Annotated in this window: 12 protein-coding genes, 1 tRNA gene and 1 pseudogene; 8 read left to right on the top strand and 6 right to left on the bottom strand. The window is 38.5% G+C overall.

Translation table 11 applies throughout. The features are described from left to right. The first annotated feature begins 114 nt into the window (after nt 1-114). Together ABXH34_RS05710 and ABXH34_RS05705 are read left to right on the top strand one after the other, a co-directional pair. Nucleotides 115-630 carry a cytochrome b gene (locus ABXH34_RS05710; RefSeq protein WP_353570904.1) on the top strand — a complete coding sequence of 172 codons (516 nt, stop codon included), beginning with the start codon at nt 115-117 and terminating at the stop codon, nt 628-630. Next, the gene (locus tag ABXH34_RS05705; protein WP_353570903.1) at nt 602-2,470 is read left to right on the top strand and encodes a PhoX family protein; all 1,869 of its coding nucleotides are present in this window, start codon (nt 602-604) and stop codon (nt 2,468-2,470) included. Before ABXH34_RS05710 ends, ABXH34_RS05705 begins: the two co-directional genes overlap by 29 nt. A gap of 166 nt (nt 2,471-2,636) precedes the next feature. Here the strand turns inward: ABXH34_RS05705 and ggt are convergent, their stop codons facing one another. Then, nucleotides 2,637-4,355 (bottom strand): gamma-glutamyltransferase, encoded by a 1,719-nt coding sequence (ggt, locus tag ABXH34_RS05700; RefSeq protein WP_353570902.1) that lies wholly within the window; start codon nt 4,353-4,355, stop codon nt 2,637-2,639. A gap of 245 nt (nt 4,356-4,600) precedes the next feature. Here ggt and ygfZ point away from each other — a divergent pair, with 245 nt between their 5' ends. The 4 genes from ygfZ (at nt 4,601) to lysA (ending at nt 8,997) form a co-directional block, all read left to right on the top strand. Then, complete coding sequence (gene ygfZ, locus ABXH34_RS05695) at nt 4,601-5,635, top strand: CAF17-like 4Fe-4S cluster assembly/insertion protein YgfZ (protein ID WP_353570901.1); 1,035 nt, start codon at nt 4,601-4,603, stop codon at nt 5,633-5,635. 325 nt (nt 5,636-5,960) lie between these two features. Next, nucleotides 5,961-6,566, top strand: coding sequence for a hypothetical protein (locus ABXH34_RS05690; protein WP_353570900.1), 606 nt, complete (start codon nt 5,961-5,963; stop codon nt 6,564-6,566). Between the two features lie 22 nt (nt 6,567-6,588). After that, on the top strand, nt 6,589-7,665 hold the full coding sequence (gene mnmA, locus ABXH34_RS05685; protein ID WP_353570899.1) for a tRNA 2-thiouridine(34) synthase MnmA: 1,077 nt from the start codon (nt 6,589-6,591) through the stop codon (nt 7,663-7,665). Between the two features lie 78 nt (nt 7,666-7,743). Then, a complete protein-coding gene (lysA, locus tag ABXH34_RS05680; RefSeq protein ID WP_353570898.1) occupies nt 7,744-8,997 on the top strand; it encodes a diaminopimelate decarboxylase in 1,254 nt (417 codons plus the stop codon). Between the two features lie 168 nt (nt 8,998-9,165). On the opposite strand, the gene ABXH34_RS05675 is transcribed toward lysA, so the two are convergent. The 4 genes from ABXH34_RS05675 to ABXH34_RS05660 all read right to left on the bottom strand — a co-directional run bounded on the left by ABXH34_RS05675 (nt 9,166) and on the right by ABXH34_RS05660 (nt 14,122). Then, nucleotides 9,166-11,556 (bottom strand): response regulator, encoded by a 2,391-nt coding sequence (locus ABXH34_RS05675; protein ID WP_353570897.1) that lies wholly within the window; start codon nt 11,554-11,556, stop codon nt 9,166-9,168. A gap of 255 nt (nt 11,557-11,811) precedes the next feature. Continuing rightward, on the bottom strand, nt 11,812-12,864 hold the full coding sequence (gene rfbB / locus ABXH34_RS05670; RefSeq protein WP_353570896.1) for a dTDP-glucose 4,6-dehydratase: 1,053 nt from the start codon (nt 12,862-12,864) through the stop codon (nt 11,812-11,814). Between the two features lie 128 nt (nt 12,865-12,992). Next, entirely contained in the window at nt 12,993-13,853 is an 861-nt protein-coding gene (locus ABXH34_RS05665) for a hypothetical protein (protein WP_353570895.1), read from the bottom strand. A gap of 195 nt (nt 13,854-14,048) precedes the next feature. Continuing rightward, nucleotides 14,049-14,122 (bottom strand) — tRNA-Gly (locus ABXH34_RS05660). Nucleotides 14,123-14,583: 461 nt separating this feature from the next. On the opposite strand from ABXH34_RS05660, the gene ABXH34_RS05655 reads away from it, so the two are divergent. Together ABXH34_RS05655 and ABXH34_RS05650 are read left to right on the top strand one after the other, a co-directional pair. Further along, nucleotides 14,584-15,051: a DUF29 domain-containing protein gene (locus ABXH34_RS05655; RefSeq protein ID WP_353570894.1), complete on the top strand. Its 468-nt coding sequence runs from the start codon at nt 14,584-14,586 to the stop codon at nt 15,049-15,051. Nucleotides 15,052-15,205: 154 nt separating this feature from the next. Next, the gene (locus tag ABXH34_RS05650) at nt 15,206-15,433 is read left to right on the top strand and encodes a hypothetical protein (RefSeq protein ID WP_353570893.1); all 228 of its coding nucleotides are present in this window, start codon (nt 15,206-15,208) and stop codon (nt 15,431-15,433) included. A gap of 43 nt (nt 15,434-15,476) precedes the next feature. On the opposite strand, the pseudogene ABXH34_RS05645 reads toward ABXH34_RS05650, so the two are convergent. Further along, a pseudogene (locus ABXH34_RS05645) lies at nt 15,477-15,730 on the bottom strand (IS701 family transposase); the annotation flags it as partial.

The raw sequence follows: 15,730 nt of genomic DNA, 5'->3' as shown, positions 1-15,730 counted from the left end.
AATAATTTCTCATTTCTCAGCAATGTAATAAAACTTTAGTTGCAGTTAAATTACTTGCCAAAGCCTTCTTTTTGATGATAATGAAAAAACCTATATCTCATGAGGACAATAGCCATGACCGTAAAAAAATATCATCCACTACTTCGTGTCATCCACTGGATCATGATGATTGCTATCAGCAGCATTTTAGTGCTTGGCTTTGTCATGGTTGAATACAAAGATTGTGAACCTTGGGCTTTGTACGAATGGCATAAATCTTTAGGCGTGTTGGTATTTGGTTTGGTGTGGTTACGTTTGCTGGTGCGTTGGGTGAGCATGACACCGCCGTTACCTAAAACCATCTCAGTTATGAATCGTGTTGTTGCGCATATCGTGGCTTCTTTACTCTATGTTTGTATGATTTTGATGCCGATGAGTGGTTATGCTGTGTCGAATATGAATGGCTTTAGTGTCAAGTTTTTTAGCTATCCATTACCGACTATTTTTGCTAAAAATCTAGATTTGGCACTATTGGCGGAACAAGTTCATACCTATACCGCTTATGCTTTGCTAACATTACTGGCTTTGCACATTCTTGGCGTGATTTTGCATCATTCCCAAGGTGAAGAAATTTTACGCCGTATTACTTAAATCTTGGCTTTCAAATGGTTTAGATCGTTTTAAACTGGGTAAAGAACTGTTCAATAATGCAGGGTTTGGAGAAATCGTAATGTATTACAAAATAGGTTTATTGTGGTTATTGTCATGTTGGGTTTATGCAGTTGAACCGACATTAGTTTTTGAATCCGTCGATGTGCCTATGACCGACCAAACAAAACGCCAAATACAAACCACACCTGCTGTCACTATTAATGGCAAAACGTATCCTGTGCAATACAACACCATTTTGCGTTCTGGGACAAAATTGGGTAAACACACCTTTGGCCAACTGATAGATGCCAATGTGCAACCGATCCTCATGCCAGATGGCAAACCAATTGTGAGTAATAAAAATGACTTTTCGTCTTTAATTCCTGTTGAAGATAAATTGTTTATGATCTCTCACTTTGAAAATCGCCCCGGAGTCATGTATCTCACGCAGCTCAATCAAAATACCGATACAGGTTTGTTAACAGCCATGACCACGCGCCCGATTGATTTTTCAGGCATCAAAGGCGGCTGGATGCACTGCGCGGGTAGTGTTACGCCTTGGAATAGCCATTTAGGAGGTGAGGAATATGAAACTGATGCAGCACAACACAATACAAAAACAGGACGCATTGATAGCTATTACGAGCCGATGGCAAGATATTATGCAGGTGATTTACTTAAGCTAAATCCTTATGATTACGGACATATTATTGAAATCAAATTAATTGATAAAACAGGCACAACACAGGTCAAAAAGCATTATGCAATGGGACGTTTAGCCTTTGAACTGGCTTATGTGATGCCTGATGAAAAAACCGTGTATTTAGCTGATGATGGAACGAATGTGGGCTTCTTTATGTTTGTTGCAGATCAGCCAAGAGAGTTGAGTGCAGGTACATTATATGCCGCACAATGGCAACAAATCCAAGCAGATAATGGTGGGCAAGCTAAATTAAATTGGATTCAACTGGGTCATTTGTCTGATGCTGAAGTACAAGCGTATTTAGATAATAATATTACATTCAACGATATTTTTAGCAAAGTAATGCCTAATTCTGATAATCAATGTCCCGATGGATTTAACTCAATCAATGTCGGACACCGATTCGATCAATATGGTCGTTATCAGCGTTGTTTAAAGCTTAATGCAGGAATGGAAAAAGCCGCGATGGCACTAGAAACCCGCCGTTATGCTGCGATGTTGGGTGCAACAACAGAATTCCGCAAAGGTGAAGGGTTGGCATTTAATCCAGAAGCCAAACAGTTATATCTTTCTATCAGTGAAATTGCTAAAGGCATGGAAGATAATGCAAGCAAAGGCAAGGCGAATCCTAGCTTTGATGTCGGCGGTTATAATCATATTCGATTACCTTACAACAAATGTGGAGCGGTATATCGTTTGGACGTGGGCTATGAACCCCGCATTGACAGCCATTATGTCGCACAAAACATGCAAGCGTTGGTTATGGGACAGATGCAATCTTATGACAATGAATTAGCCGCAAACGAATGTGATGTGAATGGAATTGCAAACCCAGATAATATTACTTATATGTCAGCTTATCAGACTTTGATTATTGGAGAAGATACTGGAGCGGGACATCAGAATGATATGGTGTGGGCTTATAATCTAAAAACTAAAGCTTTGACTCGAATTCAAACCGCACCGTATGGCAGTGAAAATACAGGAATCTATTTTTATCCTAATATCAATGGCTGGGCTTATGTGATGAGTACCATCCAACATCCTTATGAAGATAGTCATCAGGAAAAACTACGAAATATCAAAGATGCTGCGGGATATACAGGATATTTAGCAACATTTCCCGCATTGAACTAAATCACGTTACGCAAAATTTCGGAAAACTCGAAAATATAGGATGGAATCGGTGTGCCTCAAAAATGAATGTCTCAACGATCACGCGCCGTCTTCCATTTTTTTTTGCCAAGCTTAATTCACAAGAATATTTTTATCATCAATTGCATAACGTGAAGAATATTCATTCCTAAAAGCTCGAAACGATGCCTTCTGGCCGCCGTGGATCAGCCGCACCATTTAAAATTCGTTCATTCGTATCCGTATGTTGAATCAAAATACTATTGGCAGCACCCATAGTGAGACTAGACTCTAATGTATGGCCTTTTTCTTTCAACAGATTAATTGTGTCAGGACTGAGACCATTTTCAATAAATAATTTATCTGGTAACCATTGATGATGTACCCGAGCTGCATTGACCGCAGCTTGAATATTCATTTCGTGGTCTATCACGTTTAAAATCACTTGCACCACTGTCGTAATAATACGCGAACCACCGGGACTACCTGTGATTAAAAATGGCTTATTGTCTTTCAATACGATAGTGGGTGACATCGAGCTAAGCATACGTTTATGTGGCTCAATCGCATTTGCCGTACCGCCAATTAAACCAAACGCATTAGGTACATTAGGCTTGGCACTAAAATCATCCATTTCATTATTAAGTAAAAATCCTGCACCCGCTACAGTAATGCCAGAACCAAAGCTGAAATTAAGCGTATAGGTATTCGCTATTGCATTGCCCTGTTGATCCACAACTGAAAAATGTGTGGTTTCAGGACTTTCATATACAGCGGGTTGGCCTTCATGAATTTCACTGCTCGGCGTTATTTTTTGCAAATCAAATTGTTCAACTAGTTTTTTTGCATAATTTTTATCAGTTAAGCCTTTGAGTGGTACATTAACAAAATCCGTATCACCCAAATAGCTTGCCCGATCCGCATACGCCCGTTTCATCGCTTCGGTCATGATATGAATGGTTTGGGCTGAATTATGTCCTGATTGCTTAATATCAAATGTTTCTAACATATTTAATAATTGCACGATATGCGCTCCACCAGAACTAGGCGGCGACATTGAAAATACCTCATAACCATGATAATGGCCTTGTATTGGTTGGCGGATTTGAGGTTGATATGCGGCTAAATCAGCTTTGCTAACTAGGCCTTGATTGGCTTGCATTTCTGCAACGATTTGCTCGGCGATGTTACCTTGATAAAATGCACTTGTGCCTTGTTCTGCAATTAAACTCAAGGTTTTGGCTAACTCAGCTTGTTTGAATAATTCACCTGCTTGATAAAATGAGCCATCTGGTTTCATGAATATGGCACGACTGGTTGCAAATTGTTGTAAGTGCTTTGCACGTTGGATTGCCACTGCCAAAGTGGCTGGCATGGGAAAACCATCTGTTGCAAGTTGAATTGCAGGTTGTAAGGCTTTTTGTAATGAGATTGTGCCGTATTTTTCCAGTGCTAATGCAAGACCTGCCACTGTTCCGGGAACGCCCACTGCTAAATGAGTAAATTTACTACGTTTAGAAACCACTTCGCCTTTTTCGTCTAAATACATATCTTTAGATGCAAGGGCTGGGGCTTTTTCACGATAATCGATGGCGAGCACTTTCTGAGTTTTTGCATCATAAATCAACATGAAACCACCGCCGCCTAAATTGCCTGCTCGGGGTGCAGTGACCGCCATAGCAAAACCTAACGTGACTGCCGCATCAACTGCATTTCCACCTTGTTTTAATATATTTAAACTGGCTTGTGCCGCGTAAGCCTCACTGGCGACAATCATGCCCTGTTTAGCTGTTATGGGAGAAAATCGGTCTTGTGGGTCAACTAAAATTGGCGTTGCAATTGCCCAAGGTATCCAATTGAATAATAGTAAAAAATAAAATATGCGCATTGAAAATGTCCTTCTGTAGATAAAAAATTCACCATTGAATAAGGATAGTGTTGAATTCACTCCCAACACATTCAGGGGGAGGTATGATTCTTAGCTAAATAGCAGACTAAATGAGAAAAGCTCTTTAAATTTTAAGTCCTGATATTTTTGATTAAGAGTATGCTGTTTAATATATCCTTTATTTTGCTAAACAATGCCGCATAATGTCTTATAGCAATATTCACATCGTTTAAAGGAAGCCGCCAATGATGCAGCAATGGCAAGAATTTTTACAAACCCAAAATGCAACTATTGTTGATGGGCAAGTGGTTCACTTTGGTTCGCAGGCCAATGAATCAAAATTAGCCTTATCTTCCAATGTAATTGCAGACTTTTCACATTTTTCTATAATCCAAGTCACAGGCAGTGAAGCACAAACTTTTTTACAAGGTCAGCTCACTAATGATATTCGCCAAGTGATTCCTAGTAAAGCCCAGCTAAGTGCCTGGTGTTCGCCTAAAGGTCGAATGTTGACCAGTTTTTATATTTGCCAGCGTCATGATAATTATTATTTGTTCTTGCCTAAAGACAGTATGGAAGCCACGCTAAAACGCTTAAAAATGTTTGTGTTACGTTCTGATGTACAATTAAAAGATGTGAGCGATGAATTGTTCTGTATTGGGATTGCAGGTGATAACAGCCGTGCATTGTTAGAAAAATTGGATTTAGCTATACCCGAATCTGAGCCATTAGCAGCGACCTTGCACAATAGCCTGACCGTGATTAATTTGCCAACGGGTTCAAGTCCACGTTATTGGATTATTCATGATAATGTAGAGTTGATGCAAACATTTTGGACAACATTAGCGGAATCAGCACAGCCTATTGGACATGATGCGTGGGAATTACTCGATATTTTAGCCGCCGTGCCTACAATCAATTCTAAACTCAGTGAGGAATTTGTCCCACAAATGGTGAACTGGCAAGCCTTGGGTGGTTTAAATTTCAAAAAAGGCTGTTATACAGGCCAAGAAGTCGTGGCGCGAATGCAGTATTTAGGCAGTTTAAAACGCCGCATGTATTTAGCTAAATTAGATGCTGACCATGCGCCTGAAGTGGGTGAGAAATTGCAGGTTAATGATGAGAACGCAGGACAAATCGTCAATGTGCAAACCCATCCTAATGGCGGTTATGTTTTATTGGCAGTATTAAAAATTGCATTGGAAAATAAATCTATTCACTGTGAATCAATGCCTGATAACATGCTACAAATTCAAGATTTGCCTTATAGTTTAGAATAATCAGTGATTGAAAATGTAAAATGACCTTGTTCCCTAATTCTGCTTTGCAAACTAAAAATAAGATATTTTGCCTAATTTAAAGGTGCTTTTATTTTTAGCAAGCAGAGCTGGCAAAGCAGCATTCAGGAACATGCTAAGGGTTTAGATTTAAACATGATGAAGAGTTATGAAATATAGTCATTTTATTTTAAGATGATACAGGGCTGGCAGTCCTCACACTTAAGATAGAATTGACTATATCTTTTAGATTCAAATATTGAAATTGCTTTCTGGTAAAAATCCATAAAACGATGAAAAACGAAAATAATATATTAGAGATAACCCCATGTCATACAGCGACTTTAATTTAAGAACCGTAAAACAAGAATTAGATATAAAACTTATTGAAAAACAAAACTTATTTTCTGCGATTGAAGCGGTAATAATTAGCCCAATCCTTGCTGAAATTTTAAAAGAAAATATTCCTTTAGCCCGTGCAATCAATACAGAAAAAGCCCGCTCCGAATTAATTATTGCTAATATATTGGTGGAAGTGAGAAAAATACTAAAACATCAAATCAGTTTATTTTCTGGCATTGAGTTTAATATCGATAAAGAAAAAGGCTTAAATGGGTTTTGTGATTTTATTATCAGCGCGTCCCAAGAACAATTGATTTTAACCAGCCCTGTCATTACCGTTGTTGAAGCAAAAAATGAAAATATTATTGGTGGTTTAGGACAATGTATTGCCGAAATGATGGCGGCACAAATTTTTAACCAAGAAAATAATAATCAACTCGAAAATATCTACGGTGTTGTAACCACGGGAACGGCTTGGAAATTCTTAAAAATGCAAGACTCAAATGTATTTATTGATCTTGATGAATATTCAATTGAGCATCCCGAACATATCATTGCTATCCTATTGGCGATGTCCACTCAAAACATTTAACCATTCTGTCAAACTCAAAAAAATGAAAATTATTATAGGTATTTCTGGCGGTGTAGACTCCTCCGTTGCAGCCTATTTGCTCAAGCAGCAAGGCTATGATGTGCAAGGCCTATTTATGAAAAATTGGGAAGAAGACGACACCCAAGACTATTGTAGTGCCACCGAAGATTTAAAAGATGCGCAAGCCGTGTGCGATAAATTGGATATTCCATTACACACTGCTAATTTTTCTAGCGAATACTGGAACAATGTATTTGAAGAATTCTTAGCCGAATATAAAGCAGGTCGTACACCCAACCCTGATATTTTGTGTAATCGAGAAATTAAATTCAAAGTATTTTTAGAACATGCTGAACGTTTGGGCGCAGATGCGATTGCAACAGGACACTATGTCCATTCTGCTCAAAAAGATAAAAAATGGCAACTTTTACGCGGTTTAGACCCAAATAAAGACCAAAGCTACTTTTTATATACTTTAGGACAACAACAATTAGCAAGCAGTGTATTTCCTGTTGGAGAAATACATAAGCCCAAGGTTCGTGAAATTGCTGAACAACAAGGCTTTGTTACCCATGATAAAAAAGACAGTACGGGGATTTGTTTTATTGGTGAGCGGCCGTTTCGTGAATTTCTTAGCCAATTTATTCCCGCACAACAAGGCGATATGATAAGCCCTGAAGGTGAAGTGATTGGGCAACATCAAGGGGTGATGTATTACACATTAGGACAACGCAAAGGTTTGCAAATCGGTGGTTTAAAACAAAGCTCGGGTGAACCTTGGTACGTGCTCGGTAAAGATGTTTCAACTAATCAACTGATTGTAGGTCAAGGCCATAATCATCCATTGCTATTTAGTCAAAATGTGGCGGCCAATCAGCTTTCATGGGTTTCGGGTCAAATGCCAGAATTGCCTTATCGTTGCACCGCTAAAACCCGTTATCGCCAAACCGACCAAGCGTGTACAATTACTGAAATATCACAAAATGGCTATGAAATTGTATTCGAACAACCACAACGGGCGGTCACACCCGGACAATCTATTGTGTTTTATGATGAAAAAATATGTTTAGGTGGCGGGATTATTGAACAAGCCAGTTAAAAATATATCAATCAACGATGTTTTTAGACATATCGTTTAGACGTTCCACGTCTTTATTAAATAGATAAAGGATAATTAATGGACTATTTTGCTTATCGTGGAGATGACTTGTATGTTGAAGAGGTTAAATTGGCTGATATTGCCACACAATTCAACACGCCATGCTATGTGTATTCACGCGCAACATTGGAACGTCACTGGAATGCGTTTGATGAGGCATTTGGTGATTTGCCTCATTTAGTGTGTTATGCGGTTAAAGCCAATTCTAATTTAGCGATTTTGAACTTATTAGCTAAAATGGGTTCGGGGTTTGACATTGTTTCAGTGGGTGAATTAGAGCGAGTTTTAAAAGCAGGTGGTGAAGCAAACAAAGTGGTATTTTCTGGTGTGGGCAAAACCCATACTGAAATTAAGCGTGCATTAGAAGTTGGCATTCGTTGCTTTAATGTTGAATCGGAAGCCGAATTAGAGCGGATTCAATATATTGCAAAATCATTAGATAAAATAGCCACTATTTCATTGCGGGTTAATCCCGATGTTGATGCTAAAACCCATCCTTATATCTCAACGGGTTTGAAAGAAAATAAATTTGGGGTGGATGTTGATACCGCATTAGAAGTTTACCAACACGCCGCTAGCTTATCACATCTTAATGTCGTAGGTGTTGATTGTCATATTGGTTCGCAATTGGTTGAAACTGAGCCGTTTATTGCAGCCTTAGAGCGGATTTTAAGTCTAATCGATAAGCTTGAAAGTGTAGGTATTCAACTCAAACATATTGATTTAGGTGGTGGTTTAGGGGTTTGTTATCAGGATGAAAAACCACCACAGCCACAGCAATATGTCGCGTCTTTACAATTAGCTAAACGCTTGGCAGGGAAAAATATAGAAATTCTCATTGAGCCGGGACGAGCTATTGTGGCTAACGCAGGTGTGTTGGTGACAAAAGTTGAATACTTGAAAACCACGAAAGACAAGAATTTTGCCATTGTTGATGCCGCAATGAATGATTTAATCAGACCGTCATTGTATGCAGCTTGGCAAGCTATTTCACCTGTTAATCAGCAAGCTAAAACCGAATCCAAAATATATGACATCGTAGGGCCTATTTGTGAAACAGGGGATTTTTTAGGCAAGCAACGTGATTTGGCAATTGAAGCAGGCGATTTGCTGGCGGTACGTTCATCTGGTGCGTATGGTTTTACCATGAGTTCAAATTACAATACGCGTCCCCGAGCGGCTGAAATTCTGATTGATGGCAACAATGTGCATGAAATTCGTCAACGGGAAACAATTGAATCATTGTACGAATTAGAAAAAATGCTTGATTAGAATTTTCTTAATATCATAAGCTCGCGTAGGGTAGATAAACATCGCGTCATCCATCAAAACGACACCAAATAATTCAGTGTCGTGCAATTTCCCAAGATGGCGGATGACGTTATCACTTATCTGCCTTACGAGTTAAGCATATTTTGCTTCAGTGATTGAAAACGCTATCTAACTTAGTTCCTTAAATTTTTCACTCAACAAAGTATTAATCTGAGATAACAACTGCGCTTTATCATAACTCCCTTTAATAAAGGTAGTCTGTGCTGCATCGTCGAATGCTTGCCGTTCTTTTAGTGTTAACTCTTTAGCCGTCAGTATGATAACAGGAATATCACACCATTCTTCACGCTCACGTAAGTGTTGTAAAAATACGAATCCATTCATTTCAGGCATCATTAAGTCGGTTAAAATTAAATCAGGCAATTCCTGCTCAATCTGTTGCAAGGCCACTTTGCCATTCTCTGCCAACCGAACGCGCCAACCTTCTTGCGCTAATAGACGCTGCATCATATCTTGCATCGTTTGATTATCTTCAATCAATAATAAATTGGGGGTTTTTGACAAATGAATATAACGATCTAACACACGGCGTAATTGTTGGCGGCTAATGGGCTTGGTTAAATAATCATCCGCACCCAGTGCATAACCCAAATGTTTATTATCAACCATTGTTGCCATAATGACAGGAATGTGCTGCAACAATATATCTGCCTTTAACTGAGACAACACCGTCCAGCCATCCACTTCAGGCATCATGACATCTAATAAAATTGCGTCAGGCACATATTGTCGCGCCATACTTAAACCCGTTTTACCATCGCTTGCCAATAAAGCTTGATAATTCAAATGCTGTAAATGTGTTTTTAATAACGTGCGTACATCTGAATCATCGTCAATCACTAATACTTGTAGATTTTTATTGCTAAGTTGTTGTTGTGCCTTTGTAGGTTTACGTGTTCGAGGGGCTTTTTTCTGACTCTGCTGTTGCAAATACGCTTCAACATCAACTGGCAAATGAACACTGAATGTTGAGCCTTCATTATGAGCCGTCTTAACTTTAATATAGCCACCCATCATCTCAACAAAATTTTTGGTAATCATTAACCCCAAACCTGTACCACCATATTTACGCGTAGTAGACGCATCGGCTTGACTAAACGGATTGAACAATTTGTCTTTCTGCTCTGGAGTCATACCAATGCCTGTATCGTGGACGTGAAACTCAATCCATTGGCGACTATTCAGAGTGCTGCAATTAATTTCTAATGTGATGTGACCCTTTTTAGTGAATTTTGTCGCATTACTGAGTAGATTAAATAAAATTTGCTTAACACGAGTGAAATCAGCACATATTTCTTCTGGTACATTCTCGTCAATACGGCTATGTAAATGATTAGCATTTTGCTGTGACATGGGGTCAATAGTAGAAATCACCTCAGTGACCAACTCAATCAAATTAAATTGTTCAAAATAGAGTTCGATACAACCCGCTTCAATTTTCGATAAATCTAATACATCATTGATTAGTAATAATAAATGTTTACCTGCAAGCGTAATCTTATACAAATCGTCAGAGATGCCTGGCATATTAGAATCTACAATTTCCTCTGCAAATACCTCACTATAGCCAATAATGGCATTCAATGGTGTACGTAGCTCATGGCTCATATTCGCAATAAATTGGCTTTTAGCAAGATTAGCCGCTTCAGCTTGTTGTTTCGCCTGCCGTAATTGTTCGGATTGCGCCAGAATATGCCGATTTTGTTCGGTGATCTCCGCCGTCCGCTCACGTACTTTATTTTCTAATTTATAGGTGATTTGAGTTTGTAATTGCTCATTCTCCTGTAATTGCACAATTAACGCATCTTGGGCTTTATGTTTTGCCCGCTCACTTTTCTTAATTTGGTCAATTTGTCGCTTGATCACATTTGCAGCGGGACGGAAAATAAGTAACCCCTCCAATAGCAATACCAATAAAGTGACACACATCAAAGATAATTCGATCCATTTCAAGCCTTTAACACGGGCAGTAGCCTCTGCATCATATTGAAAAGTAATCGTATTCATCCATTTTAAAAATGCACCTTCGTGTTCTAATATTGTATCAAGCCATTGTGGCGATATTGTGGTTTGCTTTAATAACAAAATATGTTGTGTGGCGTTGTCAATCGCTTGATAATGTGGCTCTAATTGCAAGAACATATTCGCGATCTTGCCGCTATTTGTCCCTGGTAAACCCAGTTCTATATCGCCATATAATAAACCTTGATGTGATCTCTTCCATAAGGTGACGCTGTCATCGAACCGTTGCCAATTTTGTTGAAATAGTTGCTCATTGTAACCCGTCTTATCCAATAATAAAGCTAACTTTGTAATGCGTTGACTTAACATTCGTTGCCGTCCTGAAATGTTAATAATTCGGGCATCGTCTGATTGTGAAGCTAAGCTGGAATGGATTAAATATTGGCTGGTTAAGGTAAGGCAAGCAATTAAGGATAAAGCAAAAATATAAGTGACAGTTAAACGTCGATTGGAGTTTTTTGAATGCAAATCAAACATAAGATATAATGTATTTCAATAATTATGAGCCTAATTTTAGATTCTAGTCATTAACGCTTAAAATTTCCACCTTTTAGTTTTCCTTATTTGATTTCCGACCCTATCTATTTATTATTTTCTGAAAGAGCTCGCGTAGGGTGGATAAGCATCGCGTCATCCACCAAAACGACATCAAATAATTCAGTGTGGTGCAATTTCCCAAGATGGCGGATGCTATCACTTATCCGCCTTATGAGTTAAAAAAACATTCTAATCTTAACCCAATCCTAAGCGCTCACCACGATAGCTGCCGTCACGCACACGTAACCACCATTGACGATTATTCAAATACCATTCAACCGTTTTACGTAATCCTGTTTCAAAGGTTTCCTGCGGTTTCCAACCTAATTCATTATCAATTTTATCTGCATCAATCGCATAACGTAAATCATGACCCGGTCTGTCTTTCACATAAGTCAGTAATTGATCGTGTGGTTTATAAACTGAGGTCGGGCATAATTTATCCAAAATCTGACATAAAGTCTGTACCACTTCAATGTTTTGTTTCTCATTATGACCACCAATATTGTAAGTCTCCCCAACACGGCCTTTTTCCAACACTAAACACAACGCGCGAGCATGGTCATCCACATATAACCAATCTCTGACATTATCCCCTTTGCCATAAATCGGTAACGGCTTTCCATCCAAAGCATTGAGAATCATCAAAGGAATCAATTTTTCTGGGAATTGGTAAGGGCCATAGTTGTTTGAACAATTGGTCGTCACAACGGGTAGCTTAAAGGTGTGATGCCATGCGCGAACCAAATGATCAGAAGACGCTTTACTGGCTGAATATGGAGAATTTGGCTGATAAGCTGTGGCTTCAGTAAATAAACCCGTCTCACCTAAACTGCCATACACTTCATCGGTAGACACATGATGAAAACGAAATTGGGCTTTTTTCTCATCACTCAATTGCTGCCAATAATGACGACAAGCTTCAAGCAAAGTATAAGTGCCAATAATATTGGTGTGCATGAATTCCGCCGGCCCATCAATCGAACGGTCAACATGAGATTCAGCCGCAAGGTGCATAATCGCATCAGGCTGAAATTCATTCAATATACGGTTAACCGCTTCCGCATCACAAATATCGGCATGAGAGAAATGATAATGAGGGTTATGCTCAATAGGGGCGAGTGAGTCTAAATTACCCGCATAAGTCAATTTATCTAAATTAAGCACTTCATAATCAGTATTATTAATAAGATGGCGAATGACCGCCGAGCCAATAAATCCAGCTCCACCAGTAACGATTAGTTTCAAAATATGGCCTCATCTATATTATTTATGAATCATTGCCGCTATTTTAGCAAAAATGACACTCTAAATTTAAACAAGCCAAAAATGTTTTCGTACCTCTCGCAGAAAATAGGCTTTTCAGTGATGATGCGTTACTCATCCTCAGTAAATTGGGATTCAATCAGTTTTTGTACCCCTGTTATCATCAAATCAATGGCCGCACCTTTGTAAGAAGGATTATCTAAATATTTTTCACTCAATTGATTTAGCGTAGTTTCCAATTGTGCGACATCCACATCCGCGACCGCCGTATTAATCGTTTGCTGTAGATTTGTACGGGTTTTCGCAAAATTGGTAATAGATTGGGCATGAATACTCGCTGTGGCAAGCTGTTGATTAACTTGTTTTTTCAAACCTCCTAATAGGCCTTTAGCATTGGTGATTGCATTTCGACGCAGTTCCAAAATCGGATCATAAGGGGTTAATAGAGCTTCGGCTTCGGTGTAAAAATGTTTTTTATGTTGCGCAATAGTTAATTCATCGAGTAATTCACGGGCTTTTTGCGGCGTAAAATCAGCGTCACCTAAAGCGGTAAAAATCCAGCCTTCTTTCAGTTTTAATTGTTGACGTTCTTCTTTACTTAAGCCCCGTTCCAAGGCTGCTTTAATATATTGATAACGCTGTTTATATTTCTCAGGACTGTTTTCATGCATCATATTAAATAATGAGTCCCAAGTATCGGTAGGCGATGGAAAAAAGTTGACGCCTGTGACAGCAAACATTTCTTGACGGGTTTTGCCAATATGCTGTTTGATAAGTGCTTCGCCATTTGATTCAAGTAACGGTTCGTATAATTCTAAAACAACTCGGATATTGTTGGCTAATTCTGCGAGGTTTTGCTGATTTTGTTGGGCAACAGGCTTTAAGGCTTGGGAGGCTGGTGTACAGGCCGCCAATTGTAAGCCAACATAACCCAGCATCGCGGTGAGCAATAATTTTTTCATGAAGTGCATATTCAATCCCCTCGCACAATTATCAATAAATAATGACCTTTTATCAGGTCTCAGGCAAAATTTATGACTGATCGTGATTTATCTGCTGAAACGGTTACATCGTACAAGATACGGGTTTTTTGTACCAGCATTTGCTAAGGGAATTAAGGCGGATTTATAACAAGTATGGCAAGTGCATGACAGGAAAAGGAATAATGGAGCGGGTGATGGGAATCGAACCCACGTTATCAGCTTGGGAAGCTGGAGTTCTACCATTGAACTACACCCGCAACAGATTTTTTATACTAATATACTGCTTGGTTTACGTCAATCAATCTATTGTTTGAAATTAAAGTATTTCCTGATTACCAACCAAGAACAGCCAAGAAAACCTTGAGCCTATACTCTCAAGATAAAGAAGTAAGAGTAAATTGAGTAGTATTTGGGCAATGGCAGGGCTGCTGAATAAGGGTATCCAATTGGTGGGTGTGCAGATGAGGAAGTGCGGATAGTGGTTTTCAAAGATACGGTAGCGACTGCGTGCCATTTGGGTTGTCTCTCTTTAGGTATTTAAAGACGCGGAGCGTCTAGGCTGAATTCCAACGGAGACCGTCGGAACGAGATTGAAAATCCCAACTCAAACAACATCTTGCCTATCCTTTAGTCTTTTACACTTTGTTCAAAGCTTTATTAGTACAGATTAATGAAAAGTGCTATGCTTTAGATAGTTTTTTAGATAAAGAACAATATTATGGAAACTCAATTACTTTATGACAAAGATTTTTATGCGTGGATTTATCATAACATAGAGTTGGTGCGCTCAAAAAAATGGGATGAGATTGATGCGGATTTGTTGGTTGAGGAATTGGAAAGTATGGCTAAACGTGATAGGCATGAATTAGTGAACCATCTTGCTATTTTAATTGCGCATTTATTAAAGTGGCAATTTCAATATAAGCAGCTTTCTAAGATGTGGCAAGAGTTTAAAGGTGATAGTTGGAAACGTTCTATTGTTGAACAACGTGACCAGATTGAAAGTCAATTACAAATGAGCCCAAGTTTAAAGCCTTATTTTGATGATGCAATACAAAAAGCTTACCCACGTGCTGTAAAAATTGCAGTGGAAGAGACTCAATTGCCAGTAAAAAAATTTCCGAAAACATGTCCTTATTCTATCGAACAGTTATTAGATAATCGCTTTTATCCAGAACCAGAATAAATATATCAAGCAAAGTTTGGTGAACAGGTAAACCTCAATTCAAACAACACTCTGCCTATCCTTTAGTCTTTTACATCTTGTTCAAAGCTTTATTTAGTACAGATTAATGAAAAGTGCTATGCTTTAGATAGTTTTTTAGATAAAGAATAATATCATGCAAACGGCGATACATTTACAAGCTCAAGTGACTGATAAAGGTTCTATCGAATTAAAAAATATTCCCATTCCTAGCGGTACTCAGGTAGAAATATTTATTGTAGAAAATCATGCAGCAAATGAGCAGCTATTAAATGATGATCCTCTTACTCAATTTTTTGGTCGTCTTGAAATGACAGATGTAGATAACCACTCAATAGATAGTGATTTAGCTAAAGGGATATAAATGCTTTTAGATACTTCGGGGCTGTTGTGTTTATTAACTCAAGTTACGCAGAAAGGATTTTGTGTTTAAAAAATTGGAGTTCTTGAAAAGCAGATTGAATAGCCTTGAGATAAAGTTTAGAACGAATGGTAAAATGGTTAAGTTTGGATTTAATCTTAAGCTTTTCCATGTTAAAGACCGCAAGAATAGAAGCAAAAGTATGGTTAACTTGTGCATTAACTCTACGAGCAGGAGATTTGGTAAGAGCGGCATTAGACTTGAGAGATTTATGAAAGACTTCGACATTCCATCGTTTTT

Origin of the sequence: Candidatus Albibeggiatoa sp. nov. BB20 (assembly GCA_016744725.1) — a bacterium.
Lineage (GTDB): Bacteria > Pseudomonadota > Gammaproteobacteria > Beggiatoales > Beggiatoaceae > Albibeggiatoa.
The sequence above is the reverse complement of the archived record's forward strand: the minus strand, read 5'-3'. Positions and strand labels throughout refer to the sequence as shown.

Coding starts and splice junctions, on each gene's coding strand:
- ABXH34_RS05710 (WP_353570904.1), top strand. CDS start 115: ATGACCGTAAAAAAATATCATCCACTACTTCGTGTCATCCACTGGATC.
- ggt (WP_353570902.1), bottom strand. CDS start 4,355: ATGCGCATATTTTATTTTTTACTATTATTCAATTGGATACCTTGGGCA.
- ygfZ (WP_353570901.1), top strand. CDS start 4,601: ATGATGCAGCAATGGCAAGAATTTTTACAAACCCAAAATGCAACTATT.
- ABXH34_RS05690 (WP_353570900.1), top strand. CDS start 5,961: ATGTCATACAGCGACTTTAATTTAAGAACCGTAAAACAAGAATTAGAT.
- mnmA (WP_353570899.1), top strand. CDS start 6,589: ATGAAAATTATTATAGGTATTTCTGGCGGTGTAGACTCCTCCGTTGCA.
- lysA (WP_353570898.1), top strand. CDS start 7,744: ATGGACTATTTTGCTTATCGTGGAGATGACTTGTATGTTGAAGAGGTT.
- ABXH34_RS05675 (WP_353570897.1), bottom strand. CDS start 11,556: ATGTTTGATTTGCATTCAAAAAACTCCAATCGACGTTTAACTGTCACT.
- ABXH34_RS05665 (WP_353570895.1), bottom strand. CDS start 13,853: ATGCACTTCATGAAAAAATTATTGCTCACCGCGATGCTGGGTTATGTT.
- ABXH34_RS05655 (WP_353570894.1), top strand. CDS start 14,584: ATGGAAACTCAATTACTTTATGACAAAGATTTTTATGCGTGGATTTAT.
- ABXH34_RS05650 (WP_353570893.1), top strand. CDS start 15,206: ATGCAAACGGCGATACATTTACAAGCTCAAGTGACTGATAAAGGTTCT.